The organism is Streptomyces sp. NPDC054765 (assembly GCF_053612065.1).
This window is the reverse complement of record NZ_JBSHBP010000009.1, coordinates 1-17,976: the sequence shown is the minus strand read 5'-3', so window position 1 is coordinate 17,976 and position 17,976 is coordinate 1. Positions and strand designations below refer to the sequence as shown.

The following is a 17,976-nucleotide window of genomic DNA, read 5'->3' as shown; positions in this document are numbered from 1 at the left end:
GATCCGGAGCGGATTACTCCAGTTCCCATCCGCTCTCCAGAAGAACTTCGACCCCCTTCTCGACCGCGGGCCTCCCTGGACCGCCGGGCGCCCAGATGGACCAGTAGGTGGAGAAGTCGAATACGATCTCGCCTGGGTTTCTGTGGATGCGATACTCGAACGGCGCATGCACGACAGACGCCCCCATCGGACCGTAAATCCAGTCCGCGCCATGGTGGCTTTCGATGGGCTGGATCACGAACCCCTTTGCGACCTCAAGCTGGATCATGTGAGGATCTTCCCTGGGGTAGTCGTCGGGCAGGCGCGCCATTGTTGCATTGAATTGAAGCTCCTGCCAGCCAATAGCACGCCCGCTCATCTCGTTCCGAGGGCCGGTGAGATGGTCATCTAGGAATTCAATGGTGGAGGTCTCGCTGATTTCGTCAGTTGTGACCACCAGCTCGTTCTGCAGACGTGGCTTGGAGGATACTCCCGCCGGGAGGGGGGAGCGCCGCAGCATCCCGAATTCCCGTGGCGGAGCCGGAGAATCGACCGGTAGATCGAACTCATTCTCCCAGTAAGCCGTCGAAATTTCCATGGAGAGTGGGATGCACAGATTGTGCGACATCCCAAAGGCTGCAGAAATTGCTTCCCTGGCCAAGTGGTGGTGGTCCAGGGGGGAATCTTCCACGTCCTTCACCAGGCGGATCGACGACCCTGGAAAGTCAAGCAATCTGGCGTCTGTCATCGAATCCGCTCCCATGAAGTACCGTTGTGAATGTATTCCGCAAGTACGCCCATGTATGGGTCCGAGCAAATGATGCGGTCCAGTTTACTGGCGTCGGGTGTCTTATTCAAATTTTCGAGGATGTCGTCGAAGAGATTCCTTTCTTTGATCAGGGTTCCGTCAGGCCTGCTGAGCTTGACGTTTCCATCGCGACTCCTCTCGGTCGTGAGGCCCTTCTTGGACTTTTCCTCTTCCTTTACCCTGAGGTAAATGCTGACATCGCGTGGCCGCGGAAGCGGGAAGCCGTGTGCCTCTCGTTTGTTGATTTTATCGAAACCATGCGCAACGGCGTTTCTGATGTCGCTCGGCTTCTCGATTTCCCTTTCGACGGTCGTGACCTCTACGCGGCGAATTATGGGGCCGTTGGGCTCGGAAAGACCTAGGTCGAATTCGGCCAGTGCCTCATTGGAGGGTGAGACGGGTGCGTTCAACTCCAAAGCTGTGTGCAGAACGTGCTCCGGGTTCTCCTCGAGGAGACGCCTTGCCTCGCGCATTTCATTGAGTGTTTGGTCAAACTCGGCGTTGGCTTTCTTCTGGTGAAAGTCCAGCCAGGAATCCAGGTCAAGGACTCTCGAAGCGGTGGGGCCGAGTATGTCCTCAGCCTGGCTGCGGCGTTCGGCAATGCTCGATCGTTCTTCGGAGGCGTCTTCCGGGGCGCCGCCCGGCTCCTTGGGAGCAGGGTGTTCCACCCCGTCGTGGTGTGGCGCGTGCGAGGTGTCCTGGTTGGCGGAGTGATCTGTTGTGGAGGTGACGGAACCGGCCTCGGAAGTCCGGGGCGGGTGGCCGGTGCCAGGTTCCGCGGCTCCGTGCCGGTGAGGCGACTCCTGTGTGGCGGACCGGCTGTTGGACGAGTCCGGCGCCGCGGGGGTGGGCCTGCCGTAGATCAGCGGGTTGTGGTCCTCGCGGAGCGCATCGGCCAGGTGCTGCGAGATCTTCGCACCGCCGTGCTGGGACACGCTGTCGGGATCGCCCGAGGAGGGGAGGGGCTTCTGCTGATCGGTGGGTGAGGGGCCGGGCCGGGAGGACGGCTGCTGGTGGTGCGGTTGCGCGGAGGGCCCCGGCTGCTGCTGGTAAGGGTGTTGCTGTTGCTGCTGCTGCGCTTAGGGGTCCGGTTGTTGCTGCTGGGCGTGCGGGTGGGTCTGCTGGGTCTGGGTCTGCTGCTGTTGGTTCTGGGGCTGGTTCTGGGGCTGGTTCTGAGGATGGTTCTGCGGGGTTTGTTGCTGGGGGTTCTGCGTCTGGACCGTGGCGGGGTCGAACGGTTTGCGGTTGGCGTCCAGGACGAGGTGCCAGACGTGCTGGGCCTGGGTGTTGAGGGGCTGTTCGCTGACCTGGCCGGTCTGGCTGTCGACCCAGATGACCTTGCCGTTGTGGTTGACGGCGTTGAAGACATGCGCGCCACCGGGGTCACCGTTGGGCTTGTCCGGCCAGGTGACCAGGACTGCTGCCGCCGCGCCGTGGCCGGCCTGGCGGAGATCGTCGGCTATTCGGGTGTAGCCGTCGTGCGCATTCGGGCCGGAGCTGCGGAAAGAAGTGCCCGCATACTGCTCGATATTGGCGGTGCCGTTCCGTTCGCCGGATGCGCGGTCGACGCCGCCCTGGCCATCCGGGTCGTAGGTGCGGACCGCGGACACCTGTGGATTGCCGTACCAGGACTCCATGAAGGAGCGGGTGCAGTCGGCGCAGTTGTTGGACCGGCCGAGGACGGTGTGGCCGCCGTCGTTCTGGAGCTGGGCCCAGGGCTGGAACGGGTCGTTGAACGCCCGCGGAGTGCCGTCCTGGTTGCGCGGGAAGCTCGCCTCCAGCGCCTGCTGGTCGTGCGGGAACGGCGAGTACAGGCCGTTCGGCTGGACGTTGAGGCCGATCCGTACATCGGTGTGACTTTGCAGGTTCGGCGGCTGTGGGACCGGTGCCTGTTGGTGTTGCTGTTGGTGCTGGGGCGGGATGAGATGGGTCTGATGGGGGGCCTGGTGCTGGTGCTGCGGCACAGGTTGCTGGTGCGGGGCCGGTTGTTGCTGAACGGGCTGCTGTTGCGGGTGCGGGAAGTTCGGGCTTGGTGCGCCAGGGGTCTGGAGGCCAGGGCGCGACGGGGGCTGGTTGGGGCCGTCGAGGCGGGGGTTGTACGCGGGGCGCTCGGGATGGGGCTGCTGGGTGACGTCGCGAATCGCCCGGGAGCCGTCGGGGCGACGGCTGGGACGTGCGCCAGGGGTCCCGGTGCCGTGGGGCGGGGTGCCGCCGCGGGGTGTGGTCGTGCCGGGGCTGCCCTGGGGTGGGACGGCGCCCGTCATCATCGGGCCGTTGGCCTGCACGGTGCTGGGCTGGGGCTGCTGGGGCGAGGGAGTGGAGGGCGCACTGCTGGTGTCGTGGGTGTGCTGGGTGGGCGGGGGGAGAGTTGCCGTGTCCGCGGACTGGGTGGTGACGGTGGTGTCGTTGACGTCGTTCACGGTGGGCATGGGTGCGCCGGGTGCCGGATCGCGCGGCTGGACGGGCTGCCCGGTCGACGGGGTGTGCTGCACGGGGGCGCCCTGGGGCGGCGGGCCGACGTGCGGCATCGAGGGACGCCCGGCGCCGGCGGAGCTGTCCCCGTTGGGGGAGCCGTTGCCGGTCCCGTCGTGGGAGCCATGGGAGGTGTCGCCGTAGGAGGGCGGCGGGCCGGCCACGGGGTCCGAGGCCGGCGAGGGAGCCAGGGACGGCCGGTGGGCGTCGGGATGTGACGGCCCGCCCGTCTCGGGCCCGCCCTGCTGGGGGGACTGGTCCGGTGCGGGCTGGGTGCCGACGGGGTCCGGTACGGGGGCGGGGCGGCCCGCGTCCGGGCGCCCGGCATCGGGGGTGTGGTCCGGCGCCGGCTGGGTGCTGACCGAGTCGGGGCCGGGGCGGGTGGCGTCCGCGGTGTTGTCGGGGAGGGGCCGGGTGTTCGGCGAGTCCGGGCCCGGCTCCGGGCGGGAGGTGTCCGGGGTGGGGCCTGAGTCCGGGGCGTGCCCGGAGTCGGGGGTGGGGCCTGAGCCGGGGGTGTGCCCGGAGTCGGAGGTGGGGCCCGAGTCGGGGGTGTACCCGGAGTCGCGGGTGTGGGAGTCCCCGTACGGGCTGTCATTGCCGCCCTGAAAGCCCTCGTCGAAGGGGGAGCGCTGTTCCGGAGACGGCAGGGGCTGCGCTGCGGGGGCTTTGTACGCAGGGTCCGAGCCGTTGGAGGGGCCGTCGGAGGAGTCCGGGTGGGTGTCCGCACCACCGTTGTCCGGTCCACCCGCCGCACCCGTGCTGTCCGAGGCGCGGGAGCTGTGGGTGGTGGAGCCACCGCCGTCCCCGCTGCCGCTGCGCGGACCACTGCCGGAGCCGCTGCCCGAGCCGCTGGAGCCGTTGCCTGAGCTGCCGGAGCTGCTGTCGTCTCCGCCGCCGTCCCCGTCCCCGTCACCGTGTTCGCCGCCGCGGCCGGCCGCGTGGTCCAGCCCGCCACGGGCTCGGTGGCCCGCGCGGCCGCCGGCGCCGTCGCGGAGGCTCTCACTGAGGCTCTCGCCGGTGTTCTTCAGTGCGTCCTTGCCGGCTGCGTAGCCTTCCTTGGCCGTGCGGCCCAGGTCGTAGCCCTTCTGGGCGCCGAAGTTCTGGTTGACGGTCTGGGCGATGAGGTCGGAGACCATCGCCTCCAGCGCGGAGATCACCGGTTCCTTGGCCGCCTCCACGATCGCGTCAAGCAGCTGCTCGGCGACCTCCTTGAGGATCTTGCGGACCATCTCGCGAGTGGCCAACGTGGCGGCCGCACCACCGATTTCGGAAAGCCCGAGGGTGAAGGGGGCGGCCGCCTGTGCCGCGATGATTTCCGCGGCCAGAATCGCCAACTGGACAATAACGGCGACCTTCATGCCGATGACCAGGACGGCAGCGGCCTCCAGTGTGAAGGCGATGACCTCGGCCGCTTCACGGGCATCGTTCAGATACCCCGAACCTCCCGAGAACTTCTCCCAGGCCTTGCCGAAACCCTCGATGGCGTCGCCGGAGTTCTCGCTGAGGACCTTGCTCGCGTAGGTGTTGCCGCGGGCCTGGTGCCCTGCGACCTCCGCCGCGAAAGTGCGCCAGACCTGGGCGCACTCCATCAGTTTGTCTTCGTCCGCGTGCGGCCAGTTGAAGCCGAGCATGTCCAGGACCCACTCAAGAGGATCCGGCAGCATGACAGACAAGATGGAACTCCCCCGTGAAAAACGTGCATGCATACGTATTACGGACACAGGGCGCGCGGAAAGGCCGCCGCGTCACCCAAGGGCTGTCCCGTAAGGCGTGCCTTTCGGATCAGGGCGGGCTCAGTGCTGTGCGGGTCTCCACGCGGTGCGGACGGCGACGTCGTCCTCGGCCGTCGGGTCCTGCCATGCCCGCTCGTTCTTGACGTGCTGCTTCATCAGCGAGTCGTTGAAGTCCTCGTTCTCCGCATGGTTCTTGGACATCGAGGTCAGTGCCTTGCCGATTTCCTGAAGCTTCGCGGAGAGATGGCCCATCGATTCGTACATACCGTCTCGTACGCCCTCGTAGGCGACACCGAACTTCTCGCCGATGTCGTCATCCCCCCACGGCGGAGCCCCGTCCTTGCTGTCGAACGTCGTCAGACCGCTCATGAACTGCTGGCCGAACGATTTCTCCGGCGGCGCCGCGTCCTGGCCCTTGCTGGGCGGACCCGCCCCCTGCGCGTGCAGGCCGTCCATCAGTCGCGCCACCGAGGAGGAGAAGTCCTCGCCCAGTTTGACGAAGTTCGTGCCCTCGGCCTTGAGGCCCTCCACGTCGGTCTGGAACCCACCAGCGCCGGCCACAACGTCCCCCGTGTGCGTAATGGTTGTCCAATGAGATGTTCAAGCCAAAGCCTAGCTGCCGTGCTGACCGCTCACCAGGTGCTAGAGGGCAGGGGTCACGCTCCGCATGGCGGGGGAGCCCTGGCCGGGCGCTTCAGGAGCGCCTTCGGTTGCGGGCGCTGTGGTAGAGCTCAACTGCCGACTCCGGGGGGAAGTTGGGCACGAACGACACCTCGCCGTCCAGCTTGGAGACGATGACGTTGCTGCCCCCGGGCTCGGCGGGAGGGGCAATGGGGTCCTCGGTGCGCGGCCAGCTCGCGTGGATCAGGTAGCCGATGTCGAATTCGTGGACGAACAGCCCGCTGGGGCCGCCGGGCGAGCCGACCTCGGGGAAGTGCTGCCGGCCGATCTCCAGTGCCTCGGCCTCGGTGGCCGGCACCGGCCGCGGTCCGGCGTCCGCCGGCTCCGGGGGGAGCGGGGGAGGTGTAGGAGGCAGGCCGGGAGTGCTGCCCGTCGGGTGCGAATCGGTCATGGTGCGGTCTCCCTTTGGCTGCTGGTCTTGTGGATGGTGGTCAAGCTAACTCACGCTCCGGCGGCCCGGCTGGTTCACCTCCGATGCAGGCCGGGAGAGCGTCCGTGCTCGCCCGGAGAGCGTCCGTGCTCGCCCGGAGAGCGTCCGTGCTCACCCGGAGAGTGTCCGTGCTCACCCGAAGAGCACCCGCGCCAGCCAGAACTCCAGCAGTTCCGCGTCGCCGGTGATCTCGAAGGTGTCGTGGTCGGCGGGGACCCGGCCGTAGATGAGGAGCAGGAGGTCGGTGAGCGGGGCGTGGACGGAGACCGCGGCCGGTTCCCGGGTGCGGCGCCAGGCGAGGGTGTCGCCGGTGAGGTCGACGAGCCAGTCGGCAGCCGTTTCCGGCGGGGTGTCCGTGGCGCGGAAGTGGAGGGTGCGGCCGGGGCCGAGGAGGGCGCGCCGGTCGGGGTGGAAGTCGAGCATCTCGGGCAGGGAGCCGAGTTCCATCCACTCGTCGAGGGTGTCGAGGGCGACGGTCTGGTCGACGGAGAAGACCCTGCCGAGGGCCAGGGCCGCGTCGGCCCGGTGCATGACCGTCTCGTGGGCCATGCGGCGGGCGAAGAAGCGCGGGGAGCCGGAGGGGAGCGGGGTCCAGATCCGGGCGTCGGGGCCCGTGGCGCGCAGCGTGTCCGCCAGGAGACGGGCGCCTTCGAGGAGCCAGTCGGCGAGTTCGGCCGGGGTCCGGGCGGTGTCACGGGGGAGGACGCGGAGGGCGGTGTCGGGCGGGGGTGCGGTCGCCCGGGTCCGTACGACTTCCCCGGCCCAGCGATGGGCCTCGCCCAGATGCCGGAGCAGCTGGGCGAGGTTCCAGTCGGGGCAGGAGGGGACGGAGGCCGTCAGGTCGGTGTGCCGCTCCGTGAGGCAGGACGCCAGCAGGCCGGTCTGGTTGACGATTTCGGCGCAGTGGTCGGCGTAATCCATGGCGGGGTTCATCTCGTGATCCATGGCGGAGTTCATGGGTTCACGGTAGGGCGCGCCACTGACAATCACGCGTCACCACGTGCGGGCGCCCGCCTCCAGCCGGAACCGCAGCCGGCAGATGACCGCGTCGGTGTCCCGGCGGACCGCGTGCGCGACGACCGCGCCGCGCTGGTTCTGCAGCAGGCGCTGCCAGAGGTGGGCGGGTTCGGCCTCCGGGATCAGGACGGTGACGCGGGTGGTGGGGTGCCGCGCCGTCAGGTCGGTGACGTAGGCGGCTATGGGGCGGCCCAGGGAGCGGGTGGCCGAGGGCAGTTCGAGGAGTTCCACGCCGGGGTTCCACAGTTCCCAGTCGCGGCGCAGCGCCTCGGTGGCCGGGCGGTCCTCGGGGGTCTGGTGGGTGACGGTGACCGCGACCACCTCATCGCCCAGGGAGACCGCCGCGTTCAAGGCCTCGCAGGTCAGCCGGGAGAGATGCGAGACGGGGACGATGACCAGGGAGGGGGCGCGGTGCGGGGGTTCGGGGATCCGGCCCAGGCCGAGCCGCTCGCCGATCCGGCGGTAGGCGCGGTGCACGGCTTCGAAGGCGAGCACCAGCAGCGGCAGGGCGATGACGAGGAGCCAGGCGCCCTCGGTGAATTTGGTGGCGGTGACGACGAGCGCCGAGACGCCGGTGAGCACCGCGCCCAAGCCGTTCAGCAGGGCCTTGCCGCGCCATCCGGGGGAACGGCCGAGGTACCAGTGCCGGACCATGCCGATCTGGCAGAGGGTGAAGCCGACGAAGACACCGATGGCGAACAGCGGGACGAGGGTGTTGACATCGCCGCCGGAGAAGACCAACAGGACCGCGGCGACGGCGGCGAGGGCCAGCACACCGTGCCGGTGGACCTGGCGGTCCGCCTTGAGACCGAAGACGTGCGGCAGGTAGTTGTCCCGGGCGAGCAGGCTCATCAGGACGGGCAGACCGCCGAAGGAGGTGTTCGCGGCCAGGGCGAGAAGGATCATGGTGGCGAACTGGACGACGTAGAAGGCCCCGTTGTGGCCGAGCGAAGCGTCCGCGAGCTGGGCGAGGACGGTGACGCCCTCGACCGGCTGGAGGTGGAAGCGGCCGATCAGTACGGACAGGCCGATCAGCATCACGCCGAGCAGGGCGCCGAGCACGACCTCGGTGCGCTGGGCGCGCTTGGCCGCCGGGGCCCGGAAGGACGGCACCGCGTTGGCGACCGCCTCGACCCCCGTCAGCGCCGAGCAGCCGGACGCGAAGGCCTTGAGCAGGAGCAGGGCGCCGACGGAGGTGGCGTGGTGGGCGAGGCCGGAAGGGTGTCCGTCGGCGGTGACGGTGGAGGCGGGGGTGTCGCGGAGAAGGCCGGCGACGATCATCGTCAGGATGGCGCCGATGAAGACGGCGGTGGGGAGGAGGAAGGCCTTCGCCGAGTCGACGATGCCCCGCAGGTTGATGCCGGTGATGAGCACGAGCACCGCCAGGCAGATGCCCGCCCGGTGGTCGTAGAGGGCAGGGAACGCCGAGGTCAGGGCCGCTACGCCGGCCGTCACGGAGACCGCGACGTTGAGGACGTAGTCGAGGATGAGGGAGGCGGCGGCGACCAGGGCGGTGCGGCGGCCGAGGTGGGTCCTGGCCACCGCGTACGAGCCACCGCCATGGGGGAAGGCCGCGATCACCTGGCGGTACGAGGCGACCAGGACGGCCAGCAGCGCGGCGATGGCGAGCGTGACAGGGAGGGTGAAGCCGAGACCGTAGCCGCCCGCCGCGGCCAGCACCAGCACGATCGACTCGGGGCCGTAGGCGACGGACGCCATGGCATCGAGCGAGAGGGCGGCCAGGCCCTGGAGGGTGGTGAGCCGGTGGCGGGTGTCGGGTTCGGAACGGGTGTCGGGTTCGGAACGGGTGTCGGATTCGGAAAGGGTGGCGCTGTCGGGGCCGTTGGCGGGTCCGCGGGCGGTGGCGTCGTCCGGGCCGTGGCCGGAGCTGCGGCCCGAGCCGTCCCCCGAGCCGTGGCCGGAACTGTGGCCCGCGACGCCGGTGCCGCCCGGCCGGGTGGTGACGGCACCGGTGGCGGTATCCGGCGGTTCCTCGGGCCGGCCATCAGGTGGGGACACCCTCGACATCTCTCGTCGTACCTCCGTGCAACGCCGTGCTGGACCAGCTCAGCGTGCGGGGTACGACGGCCGCCGTCTGCAGGCCTTGGCGGCCTCTTGGCGGGCGAGGGCGTGTTCTTCACGGGGCCTTGACGCGGAGAACCGGAGAAACCGGAGAAACCGGAGGACCGGAGGACCGGGGACCCTCGGGCATGCCGGAGCGCCGTCGCGGGATATCAGAGCGCCGTGGCCGGCCGGGAGAAGTCGTAGCGGACGCCGGTGAGCTCCTCCGAGGCGGCCCACAGGCGCTCGCCGTTGGCGTCCTTCTTCGTCCAGGGGGCGCGGAAGGACTGGACGAGAGCGCCGCGCAGTCCGTTGCGCGGGCCGATGAAGGAGTCCGGCCGCATGTGCGGGGCGGTGGCCGCGCAGAGGGTGCCCAGGGCGCCGCCGTCCGGGGGCTGGGCGATGAGGCGGGTGGCGAGGTCGACGACCCGCTCGGCGGAGCTGCGGCCCTCCATCCGGACGCCCGCGGTCATCAGGTTGGTGGAGGCGTATCCGGGGTGCGCGGCGGCCGCGACGACCTGGGAGCCGGCCGCGGCCAGCCGCCGGGCCAGCTCGTGGACGAAGAGCAGGTTGGCGCTCTTGGAACGGGCATACGCGACCCAGCGGCGGTAGGAGCGCTCGCTGTTGAGGTCGGTGTGATCGAGGTCGGCCAGGGCGTGCAGCATGCTGGAGACGGTGACGACCCGGGCGCCGGGCGTGGCGAGGAGCTTGGGCAGCAGCAGCCCGGTCAGCGCGAAGTGGCCGAGGTGGTTGGTGCCGAACTGCATCTCGAAGCCGTCGGCGGTGGTGCGGTACGGCAGCGCCATCACGCCCGCGTTGTTGATGAGCAGGTCGAGGCGGTCGCCGTCGAAATCGTCGAGGGCGGCGGCGAAGTCCCGTACGGAGGACAGATCGGCCAGGTCGAGCGGGCGGAACTCCGCCTCGGCGGTGGGGACTTCGGAGCGCAGCCGGTCCAGGGCGACGAGGCCCCGCGCCTCATTGCGGCAGGCCAGCAGCACGCGGGCGCCGTGCCGCGCCAGCTCGCGTGCGGTGGCGTAGCCGAGACCGCTGTTGGCGCCCGTGATGACTGCCGAGCGGCCGGTCTGGTCGGGGATGTGGTCGGTGTTCCAGCGCGTCACGCCTGCGCTCCTCCGTAGGGGGCGACCAGAGTACGTGGGCGGGGCCGGCGGGACCGGCGGGACCGGAGGGGGACGGCGGGGGACGGCGGGTGAGGGGCCTGTGGCCCGCGGCCCGTGGTTCACTCGCCCTCGGCGAGGCGCTTGATCGCCGAGAGACGGGTGTCCCAGGTGGCGGCCACCCGGTCCATCCACCGCGCGGTCACCCCCAGCCGCTCCGGTATGACCCGGTAGCGCGCCTCCCGGCCCTCCCGGTGGCCGACGACCAGACCGGCCCGGTCCAGGACCCCCAGGTGTTTGACGATGGCCTGGCGGCTGACCGGCAGTTCGGCCGCCAGGACCGTGGCGGTCGCCTCGCCGTGTGCGGCGAGGGCGTCGAGTATCCGGCGGCGGGTCGGGTCCGCCAGTGCGGAGAACACCTCCGCCATGGTGTCAGAGCCGGCGCCCGCGCCCGTGCCCGGACCGGCGCCCGCACCTGTGCCCTGGCCTGTGTCCAGGCCCTGGCCCTGGCCCCGGCCCCCGTCCGCGCCCACTCCTGCAGTCATCGTCATGCCGCGAGCTGCTCCGCGTACCGCCGGATGTTCTCCGCCTGGCCGGACCAGCCCTCGGAGTGGCTCTCGTACCCTGCGGTCTTCTTCCGGTCCTCGGGGATGACGAGGTCGGCGAATCCGCTCTCCACGACGCGCAGACGGGTGCCGTCGCCCTCCGGGGTGAGGGTGAATTCGACGAGGGTGGAGTTGCCCACGACCGCCACCTCGCCGGGGTACGCGGCGGCCCAGCGGTACGAGAAGTGGTGCGGCGGGTCCACCTTCACGATTTTGGTCGGGAACTGGCCGTACTCGCCGTGGTCGAGCTCCATGATGCCGCCCGGCCGCAGGTCGACCGGTGTCGGCTCGCCCTGGCCGAACCACGAGCCGACGTGCTCCGGCTCGGTGAGCACGGCCCAGACCCGCTCCACGGGCGCGGCGATGCTGATCTCCCGCTCGATGCGGTCCTTGGTGTCGCCCGCGCCCTTGCCGCTGTCGTTGCTCTGATTACTCGGGTTGCTCGGGTTGCTCTGATCACTGTCGGTGCTCATGGGGTGCGCCTCCTGCCGTTCCCTGATCGGCTCGTGCTCAAGCCCTTACGTGCCACCTCAGGGTTGCACGTAAGGGGAAGAGGTGCAACCCATGGGTTGCGTGTCAGTTCCCGGGCGGCCCGGCCTGCCCGGCCCGGCCGGATGATGTCAGCGGTCGCGGTCGTGCTCGCGGCCGCGACCGCGGTCGTGCTCGCGCTCCCCGCCCCGCGTCCGTACGCGATAGGTCGCCACCGAGACCGCCGGGTCGTCCAGACAGCTCCCCGATACCAGGTCGAAACGCTGCTTGAGCAGCGGTGATGCCACGAACGCACGGCCGTCCGCCGAGCCGGTCAGGCCGCGGGAGAGCACCTGGGCGCCGGTGAACGGGTCGCGGTTGGCGATGGCGTGCGCCTGGCCGGCGCGGTCGACGAACAGGGCGGCCTGGGTGCCGTCCGGGAGGAGGGCGGCGACCCCGCGCCCCGGGGTGAGGTCAGCCGGCGTGCAGACGGCGACCCAGCCCTGGGTGCAGTGGATCTCGACCGTGGCGGCGGTGGCAGGGAAAGCCGTGGCGCTCTTGGAGGCCGTGGCGCTCTTGGAGGTCGGGGCAGTCGGGGCGGTCATGGCGGTCGGGGCGGTCGTCGAGGCCGTGGAGGCCGTGGAGGCCGTGGCGACGGCCCCGGGGTGGGTGAGCGGTGCGGCGGCAGCAGTCATCGGACAGCGGTCCCTTCCAGGGTGCGAACGGGCAGCGTCGGCCCGGCCAGCAGCGTCAGATCCGGCTTGATCTGGTCGCGCTCCGGTACGAAGCGGACGGACGGGTCCGGTGCGCCGGGCGCGTTGACGAAGGAGACGAAGCGGGCAAGGCGTTCGGGGTCGGCGAGGGTCTCGGCCCATTCGTCGCGGTAGTGGGTGACATGGGCGGCCATCAGGGCTTCCAGTTCGCCGCACAACCCCAGGGAGTCATCGACGACGACATCCCGCACGTGGTCGAGGCCGCCCTCGATCCGCTCCAGCCAGGCGGAGGTGCGCTCCAGCCGGTCGGCGGTGCGGATGTAGAACATCAGGAAGCGGTCGATCAGGCGGATCAGCTCGGCGTCGCTCACGTCCTGGGCGAGCAGGTCGGCGTGGCGCGGGTCCGCGCCGCCGTTGCCGCCCACGTACAGGTTCCAGCCCTGGGCGGTGGCGATGACGCCGAAATCCTTGCCGCGGGCCTCCGCGCACTCCCTCGCGCAGCCGGAGACCGCCGACTTCAGCTTGTGCGGGGAGCGCAGGCCCCGGTAGCGCAGCTCCAGCTCGATGGCCATACGGACCGAGTCCTGGACGCCGTAGCGGCACCAGGTCTGCCCGACGCACGACTTCACGGTGCGCAGCGCCTTGCCGTACGCATGGCCCGACTCGAAGCCGGCCGCCACCAACCTGGCCCACACCCGGGGGAGTTGATCGACCCGGGCGCCGAACAGATCGATCCGCTGACCTCCGGTGATCTTGGTGTAGAGGCCGAAGTCGCGGGCCACCTCGCCGATCACGATCAGTTTCTCCGGGGTGATCTCCCCGCCGGGGATGCGCGGCACGACCGAGTACGAGCCATTGCGCTGGAGGTTCGCGAGGAAGTGGTCGTTGGTGTCCTGGAGTGCGGCCTGCTCACCGTCGAGGACATAGCCCCCGGCGCCGACGGCGGGCGCGAGGGAGGCGATGATCGAGCCGACGGTGGGTTTGCAGATCTCGCAGCCGTCGCCGTTCCTGGCCTCCGAGCGGCCGTGCGAGTCCAGCAGCGCGGCGAAGGTCGTCAGCCGCAGCGTACGGACGATCTCGTAGAGCTCGGCGCGGGTGTGCGGGAAGCATCCGCACAGACCGGTGTCGACGGTGGCGCCGGACGCGGCCAGCGCGTCGTTCATCACGGCGGTCAGCGATGTGACGCAACTGCCGCAGCCGGTACCGGCCTTGGTGCACTTCTTGATCTCGGGGAGAGTGCCGCAGGAGTGCTCGGTGACCGCGGCCCGCACCGTCCCCTTGGTCACGTTGTGGCAGTTGCACAGCACCGCACTGTCCGGCAGCGCGGACGCCCCGAGCACACCGCCGCCCTCCGCCGCGCCGCCGCCCTCCGCCGCGACCCCGGCGGGCAGCACCAGCCGCTCCGGCGCCAGCGGGGGAACCGTGCCGGTCAGCGGGCGCAGCAGGCCGTACGCCTCGGCGTCGCCGACCAGCACCCCGCCCAGCAGCTCACCGGAGGCGCCGATCACCAGCTTCTTGTACACGCCGCTGCGGGAGTCGGCGTAGACCACGTCCAGAGAGCCGTCGGTGGTGCCGTGCGCGTCCCCGAAGGACGCGACGTCCACGCCGAGCAGCTTCAGCTTGGTGGACAGGTCCGCGCCGGTGAAACCGGTGAGCGCCCCGGCGGCGCCGCCGAGCTGCCCGGCGAGGGCGTCGGCCGCGACCCGGGCCATGTCATAGCCCGGTGCGACCAGGCCGTAGACCCGGCCGTCCGCGGCCAGCGCGCATTCGCCGATCGCGTACACGCCCGGGTCGCCGGTGCGGCACTGCTCGTCGACGACGATGCCGCCCCGCTCGCCGACCGCCAGCCCGCAGTCCCGGGCGAGCTGGTCGCGGGGCCGGACACCGGCCGAGAAGACGACCAGATCGGTGTCGATCCGGGAGTCGTCCGTCAGGACCGTGGCGGTCACCGCACCCGCCCGGTCCGCGACGATCTCCTTGCCGCCGACCCCGGTGTGCACCTCCAGCCCCATCCCCTCGACGGTACGGCGCAGCGCGCGGCCGCCGCCCTCGTCGACCTGGAGCGCCATCAGCCGCGGGCCGAACTCCACGATGTGGGTGCGCAGTCCGAGCCCGTTGAGTGCCCCGGCCGCCTCCAGGCCGAGCAGCCCGCCGCCGATCACCACGCCGGTGCGGGCGTTCTTGGCGTACTCCTCGATGGCGAACAGGTCGTCGAGGGTGCGGTAGACGAAACAGCCCGTGCTGTCCTTGCCGGGCACCGGCGGCACGAACGGGGCGGAGCCGGTGGCCAGCACCAGGGCGTCGTAGTGGAGGGTCCGGCCGGAGCGGGCGGTGACCGTGCGGGTGGGGCGGTCGACGGCCGTGGCCGGGTCGCCGAGGTGCAGTTCGATGCCGTGCCGGGCCAGGAAGTCCGGATCGGCGAGGCTCAGCTCGTCCGGGGTGCGGCCGGCGAAGTACGACGTCAGCTGGACGCGGTCGTAGGCCGGGCGGGGCTCCTCGCACAGCACGACCACCCGCGCCCGCCCGGTGACGCCGCGGTCGGCCAGCTCCTCCAGGAAGCGCTGGCCGACCATGCCGTGGCCGATGAGGACGAGGGTGGGGGCGCCGGGTGCGGCGGGGGAGGCGGCATCCGGGTGCGGCGGCATCGAGGTCATGGCCGTCAGCCTGCGGTCCGGCTGTTACCCGCCGGCATCTGTGCTGTTTCCCGGGCGGAACGCTGCCCTCAGTGGCGGGGCGGCCGCCGTGTGAGGGCCGCGGCCCCGCCGGACGGGCCGCGGCCCCGCCGGACGGGCCGCGGCCCCGCCGGACGGGCGGCCGTCCAGCCGCTCAGTGAGGACAGCCGCGCAGCCGGGGTGCCGGGTTCAGCCGTTCAGTCGCTCAGCCGTTCAGCTGCGCCGGGCACAGCCGCCGCGCCTGCTTGTCGCCGTCGAGCCTGGCGTCCACACAGCCGCCCGGCAGGCCGTCATGGGCCGTGGTGCCGAAGTTGGCGGTCACGGTCAGCTTCCCGTTGCCGAAGACCGTCCGCTGGACCGTACGGTCGCCGGTCAGCCACCGGAACGAGGTCATCCGCTCGGTCCCCGCGGCGCGGTGCAGCGGCGAGAAGTACTTCTGCAGCGCGGCGAGCTCCGGCCCGTTCTTCTCCAGCGCCGGGCCGTCGAGAACGTAGTTCAGCGGGGTGTTGTAGAGCATCGCGAGCAGCGCCCGGGTGGTCTTCTGGGCCGGCAGCTTCTCGTACGACAGCTCCCAGCGCTCCACGTTCACCAGCGAGCCGTGCAGCGCGGTCTCGTAGAGCGGTACGCGGTACTTCGGGTCATACATGGCGGTGGCCAGCTCGCGGGGCAGTTGCACCGGCTTGAAGAAGATGCCCGGGGCCTTCTCCGGGAAGTAGCCGCCCCACGTCTCCCTGTCGCGCTCCAGCTTCCACAGGCCGTCGGCGACCGGGGTGCCCGAGCCGTGGTTGAAGGCGACGGCCTTGTTGGCCCACGACTGCGCGGCCTCCGAGCCGAGCACGAGGTCCTTCGACAGCCGGTCCATCCGGGCCAGGCGGTTCGCACGGTCGCCGGCCTTGGTCATCTCATGGCCCGTGCCGTGGTCGCGGAACAGCTCGCCCGTCGCATCCACATCGAGGAAGTAGCTGTCCGCGCCGTTGGCGACCATCGAGCGGGTGCGGTCGGCGAGGTAGTGCCTGGCCGGTTCGGCCTTCTCGAAGGCGCGCGAGCTGAGGTAGCAGCCGCGGTTGCCGAAGCCGGTCTCCGGGGTGCCGTCCGCCTTGCGGACACAGAAGTCGGGGTAGACCCGGTCCGGCCACGCCGAGGTGGGGCTGTCGGCGGTCTTCGGGTCCTGGCCGTTGGCGAAGGTGTCGTACGGGCCGACGAGATAGCCCGCCTTCTTGGCGGCCTGCACCGCCGGCGCCTTCATCGGGTCGGGCCCGGCGTCGTAACCGAGCCACATCCGGTCCACGCCCAGCCGCTTCAGCTTGTCGACCCCGGCGGCCGTGCGCGCATCGCCCCACACATAGGCGTGGAAGGCGCCCAGCAGCTTGCCGTTGGCCGGGTTCTTACGGATCTTCTCGCGCAGACTGCCGAGTTGGCCCTGCTGGGAGAGGTAGGAGCGATAGTCGGAGGCGGGGGCGACCGGGTTGCCGTCGGTCAGGGCGAAGGAGACCTCGTAGTCGCGGGTGCCCTCCCCGGCGTCGAAGGCATGCCCGGCCGTGGTGCGCAGCCGGCCCCCGGTGGAGGTGAAGCGCAGCGAGGTGCCGATGTCGGTGGGGGTGAAGTAACTGACGCCGCTGCCGCCGCCCTTGCCGCCGGCACCGCCCATGGAGTAGCCCCACAGGGGCATCGAGAGGCCCTCGCTCACGTCGACGGTGCTGCCGGCCAGCCCGCCCGTCTCGGGGGCGCCGTTCCAGAACGCGTCCTTCACCGGGATGTCCAGTCCCTCACCGCGCGGGACCTGGACGGCGGAGGCGGCGCGGTCGGTGCCGGTCACCGGCCAGCTGACCGACCCGTCCCGGTCCGCCCGCAGCGTGATCCGCAGCCGTCCGTGCTCCGAACGGGCCGTGACGCTCAGCCCCTTGGCGGGGTAGCTCCAGCGCGCCCCGCCGGCCGTACGGGTCACCGGGCCCGGCGCTCCGAGCCCGTCGCCGGCCGGCGCGGACAGCACCAGCTGCTGCCCGTCGTCGGTGTGCGCGGTCACCCCCAGCGAGGTGGTGTCGACGACGGTGGTGCCGCCGGCGACGGGCAGTTCGAGCCTGCTGCCCTCCAGGGTGCCGGCGGCGGCACTGTCACATCCGGCGACGCCGAGCGTGGTCGCGGTGAGGGCGAGCGAGGCGGCGAGTACCCGGGTGGCGGTCCGGCCACGGCCGGTGCCCCGGGGGGACCTGGAAACGTCAGATGTCATGTGGACTGGATAGTCCCGGCTTTTAAGAGGGTTCTAAGAGGTCTCGACTTTCGGTGAGATCGCCCTCCGGCGTGGTGGCGGCGAACCCCCGACATCGCGCCGACGGCACAACCGTCGCCCATAGTTCGCTTTCCCACGCGCGGTGGTCATCGTTGAGGGGACTGGTGTGCGCGGGCGGGAGCCGGCGTCTTCAGCTGCTCGCCAGCGCGATGACCATGGGCACCGACATGGCCAGCGCGTTGTTGACGCCGTGGACGATGATGCCGGGCCACACCGAGCCGGTACGCCGCAGCAGCAGGGCGTTGATGATGCCGACCACGAACGCGACGGGCAGCACCGGGTTGAAGCCGTGCACGAGCGCGAAGACCGCAGCGCTGGCGAGCACGCTGACCCAGGCCCCGTAGCGGCCCAGGGCGTTGGCCAGCACCCCGCGGAAGATGAGCTCCTCGCCGATCGGAGTGGCGACGAACCCGGACACCGCGGTCGCGAGGTACCAGAGGATGCCGCCCGCGGCGGCCGCGTGGTAGCCGCCCTGGATGTTCTGGTGATCGCCCGTGACGGTCTGGTAGAGCAGCGAGACGATCGTGGCGAGCACGTAGGCGACGACGCCGAACCCGACGGCGGCGAGCAGCGACCGCCCGCTCGTGCGCCGCACGCCGAACGGCGCGAGCCGGCGGATCCGCAGCAGGGCGGCGACCGCGAAGGCGCCGAGCCCCATCACCGCGGAGAGCACGAACCCGATGACGCCCACCACGGTGTCCGACAGGACGGCGTGGTCCAGGTACACGATCCCGGCCGCGTAGAGGACCGCATAGGCGGCCAGGCCGGCGACGATCTCGGGCCAGTCAGGGCGCGCCGGCTTCTCGACGGGCGCTTCGGCCGGGACGGGGCGGAGGGTCTCCTGCATTCGATGCTCCTGATCAGCGAGAAGTAGCATTAGTACAGCGTGCTGGCACGCTGTACTAAAATCACCCTAGCACGGTGTACTAGTACAC

At 70.8% G+C, this 17,976-nt stretch carries 14 protein-coding genes; all 14 read right to left on the bottom strand.

Features of this window, described 5'->3' with window-relative positions; genetic code table 11:
* Positions 1–13: 13 nt before the first annotated feature.
* The 14 genes from ACWGJY_RS08440 to ACWGJY_RS08375 all read right to left on the bottom strand — a co-directional run bounded on the left by ACWGJY_RS08440 (position 14) and on the right by ACWGJY_RS08375 (position 17,888).
* On the bottom strand, positions 14–727 hold the full coding sequence (locus ACWGJY_RS08440) for a hypothetical protein (protein ID WP_453260010.1): 714 nt from the start codon (positions 725–727) through the stop codon (positions 14–16).
* Positions 724–1,722, bottom strand: coding sequence for a hypothetical protein (locus tag ACWGJY_RS08435; RefSeq protein ID WP_453260009.1), 999 nt, complete (start codon positions 1,720–1,722; stop codon positions 724–726). Before ACWGJY_RS08435 ends, ACWGJY_RS08440 begins: the two co-directional genes overlap by 4 nt.
* 144 nt (positions 1,723–1,866) lie before the next feature.
* The gene (locus ACWGJY_RS08430; RefSeq protein ID WP_453260008.1) at positions 1,867–4,923 is read right to left on the bottom strand and encodes a toxin glutamine deamidase domain-containing protein; all 3,057 of its coding nucleotides are present in this window, start codon (positions 4,921–4,923) and stop codon (positions 1,867–1,869) included.
* Between the two features lie 129 nt (positions 4,924–5,052).
* Positions 5,053–5,553 (bottom strand): hypothetical protein, encoded by a 501-nt coding sequence (locus ACWGJY_RS08425; protein WP_453260007.1) that lies wholly within the window; start codon positions 5,551–5,553, stop codon positions 5,053–5,055.
* A 133-nt stretch (positions 5,554–5,686) separates the two neighbouring features.
* On the bottom strand, positions 5,687–6,064 hold the full coding sequence (locus tag ACWGJY_RS08420) for a hypothetical protein (RefSeq protein ID WP_453260006.1): 378 nt from the start codon (positions 6,062–6,064) through the stop codon (positions 5,687–5,689).
* A gap of 171 nt (positions 6,065–6,235) precedes the next feature.
* Positions 6,236–7,060, bottom strand: a complete 825-nt coding sequence (locus tag ACWGJY_RS08415; protein ID WP_453260005.1) for a maleylpyruvate isomerase family mycothiol-dependent enzyme — start codon at positions 7,058–7,060, stop codon at positions 6,236–6,238.
* A gap of 36 nt (positions 7,061–7,096) precedes the next feature.
* Entirely contained in the window at positions 7,097–9,148 is a 2,052-nt protein-coding gene (locus tag ACWGJY_RS08410; protein ID WP_453260004.1) for an APC family permease, read from the bottom strand.
* 206 nt (positions 9,149–9,354) lie between these two features.
* Positions 9,355–10,299: an oxidoreductase gene (locus tag ACWGJY_RS08405; RefSeq protein WP_453260003.1), complete on the bottom strand. Its 945-nt coding sequence runs from the start codon at positions 10,297–10,299 to the stop codon at positions 9,355–9,357.
* A gap of 119 nt (positions 10,300–10,418) precedes the next feature.
* Positions 10,419–10,724: an ArsR/SmtB family transcription factor gene (locus ACWGJY_RS08400; RefSeq protein WP_453260132.1), complete on the bottom strand. Its 306-nt coding sequence runs from the start codon at positions 10,722–10,724 to the stop codon at positions 10,419–10,421.
* A 119-nt stretch (positions 10,725–10,843) separates the two neighbouring features.
* Complete coding sequence (locus ACWGJY_RS08395) at positions 10,844–11,374, bottom strand: SRPBCC family protein (protein ID WP_453260002.1); 531 nt, start codon at positions 11,372–11,374, stop codon at positions 10,844–10,846.
* Between the two features lie 147 nt (positions 11,375–11,521).
* Entirely contained in the window at positions 11,522–11,974 is a 453-nt protein-coding gene (nirD, locus tag ACWGJY_RS08390; protein ID WP_453260131.1) for a nitrite reductase small subunit NirD, read from the bottom strand.
* Between the two features lie 86 nt (positions 11,975–12,060).
* The gene (gene nirB, locus ACWGJY_RS08385; RefSeq protein WP_453260001.1) at positions 12,061–14,736 is read right to left on the bottom strand and encodes a nitrite reductase large subunit NirB; all 2,676 of its coding nucleotides are present in this window, start codon (positions 14,734–14,736) and stop codon (positions 12,061–12,063) included.
* 223 nt (positions 14,737–14,959) lie between these two features.
* Complete coding sequence (locus ACWGJY_RS08380) at positions 14,960–16,981, bottom strand: glycoside hydrolase (protein WP_453260000.1); 2,022 nt, start codon at positions 16,979–16,981, stop codon at positions 14,960–14,962.
* 190 nt (positions 16,982–17,171) lie between these two features.
* Complete coding sequence (locus ACWGJY_RS08375; protein ID WP_453259999.1) at positions 17,172–17,888, bottom strand: CPBP family intramembrane glutamic endopeptidase; 717 nt, start codon at positions 17,886–17,888, stop codon at positions 17,172–17,174.
* Between the last annotated feature and the right edge of the window lie 88 nt (positions 17,889–17,976).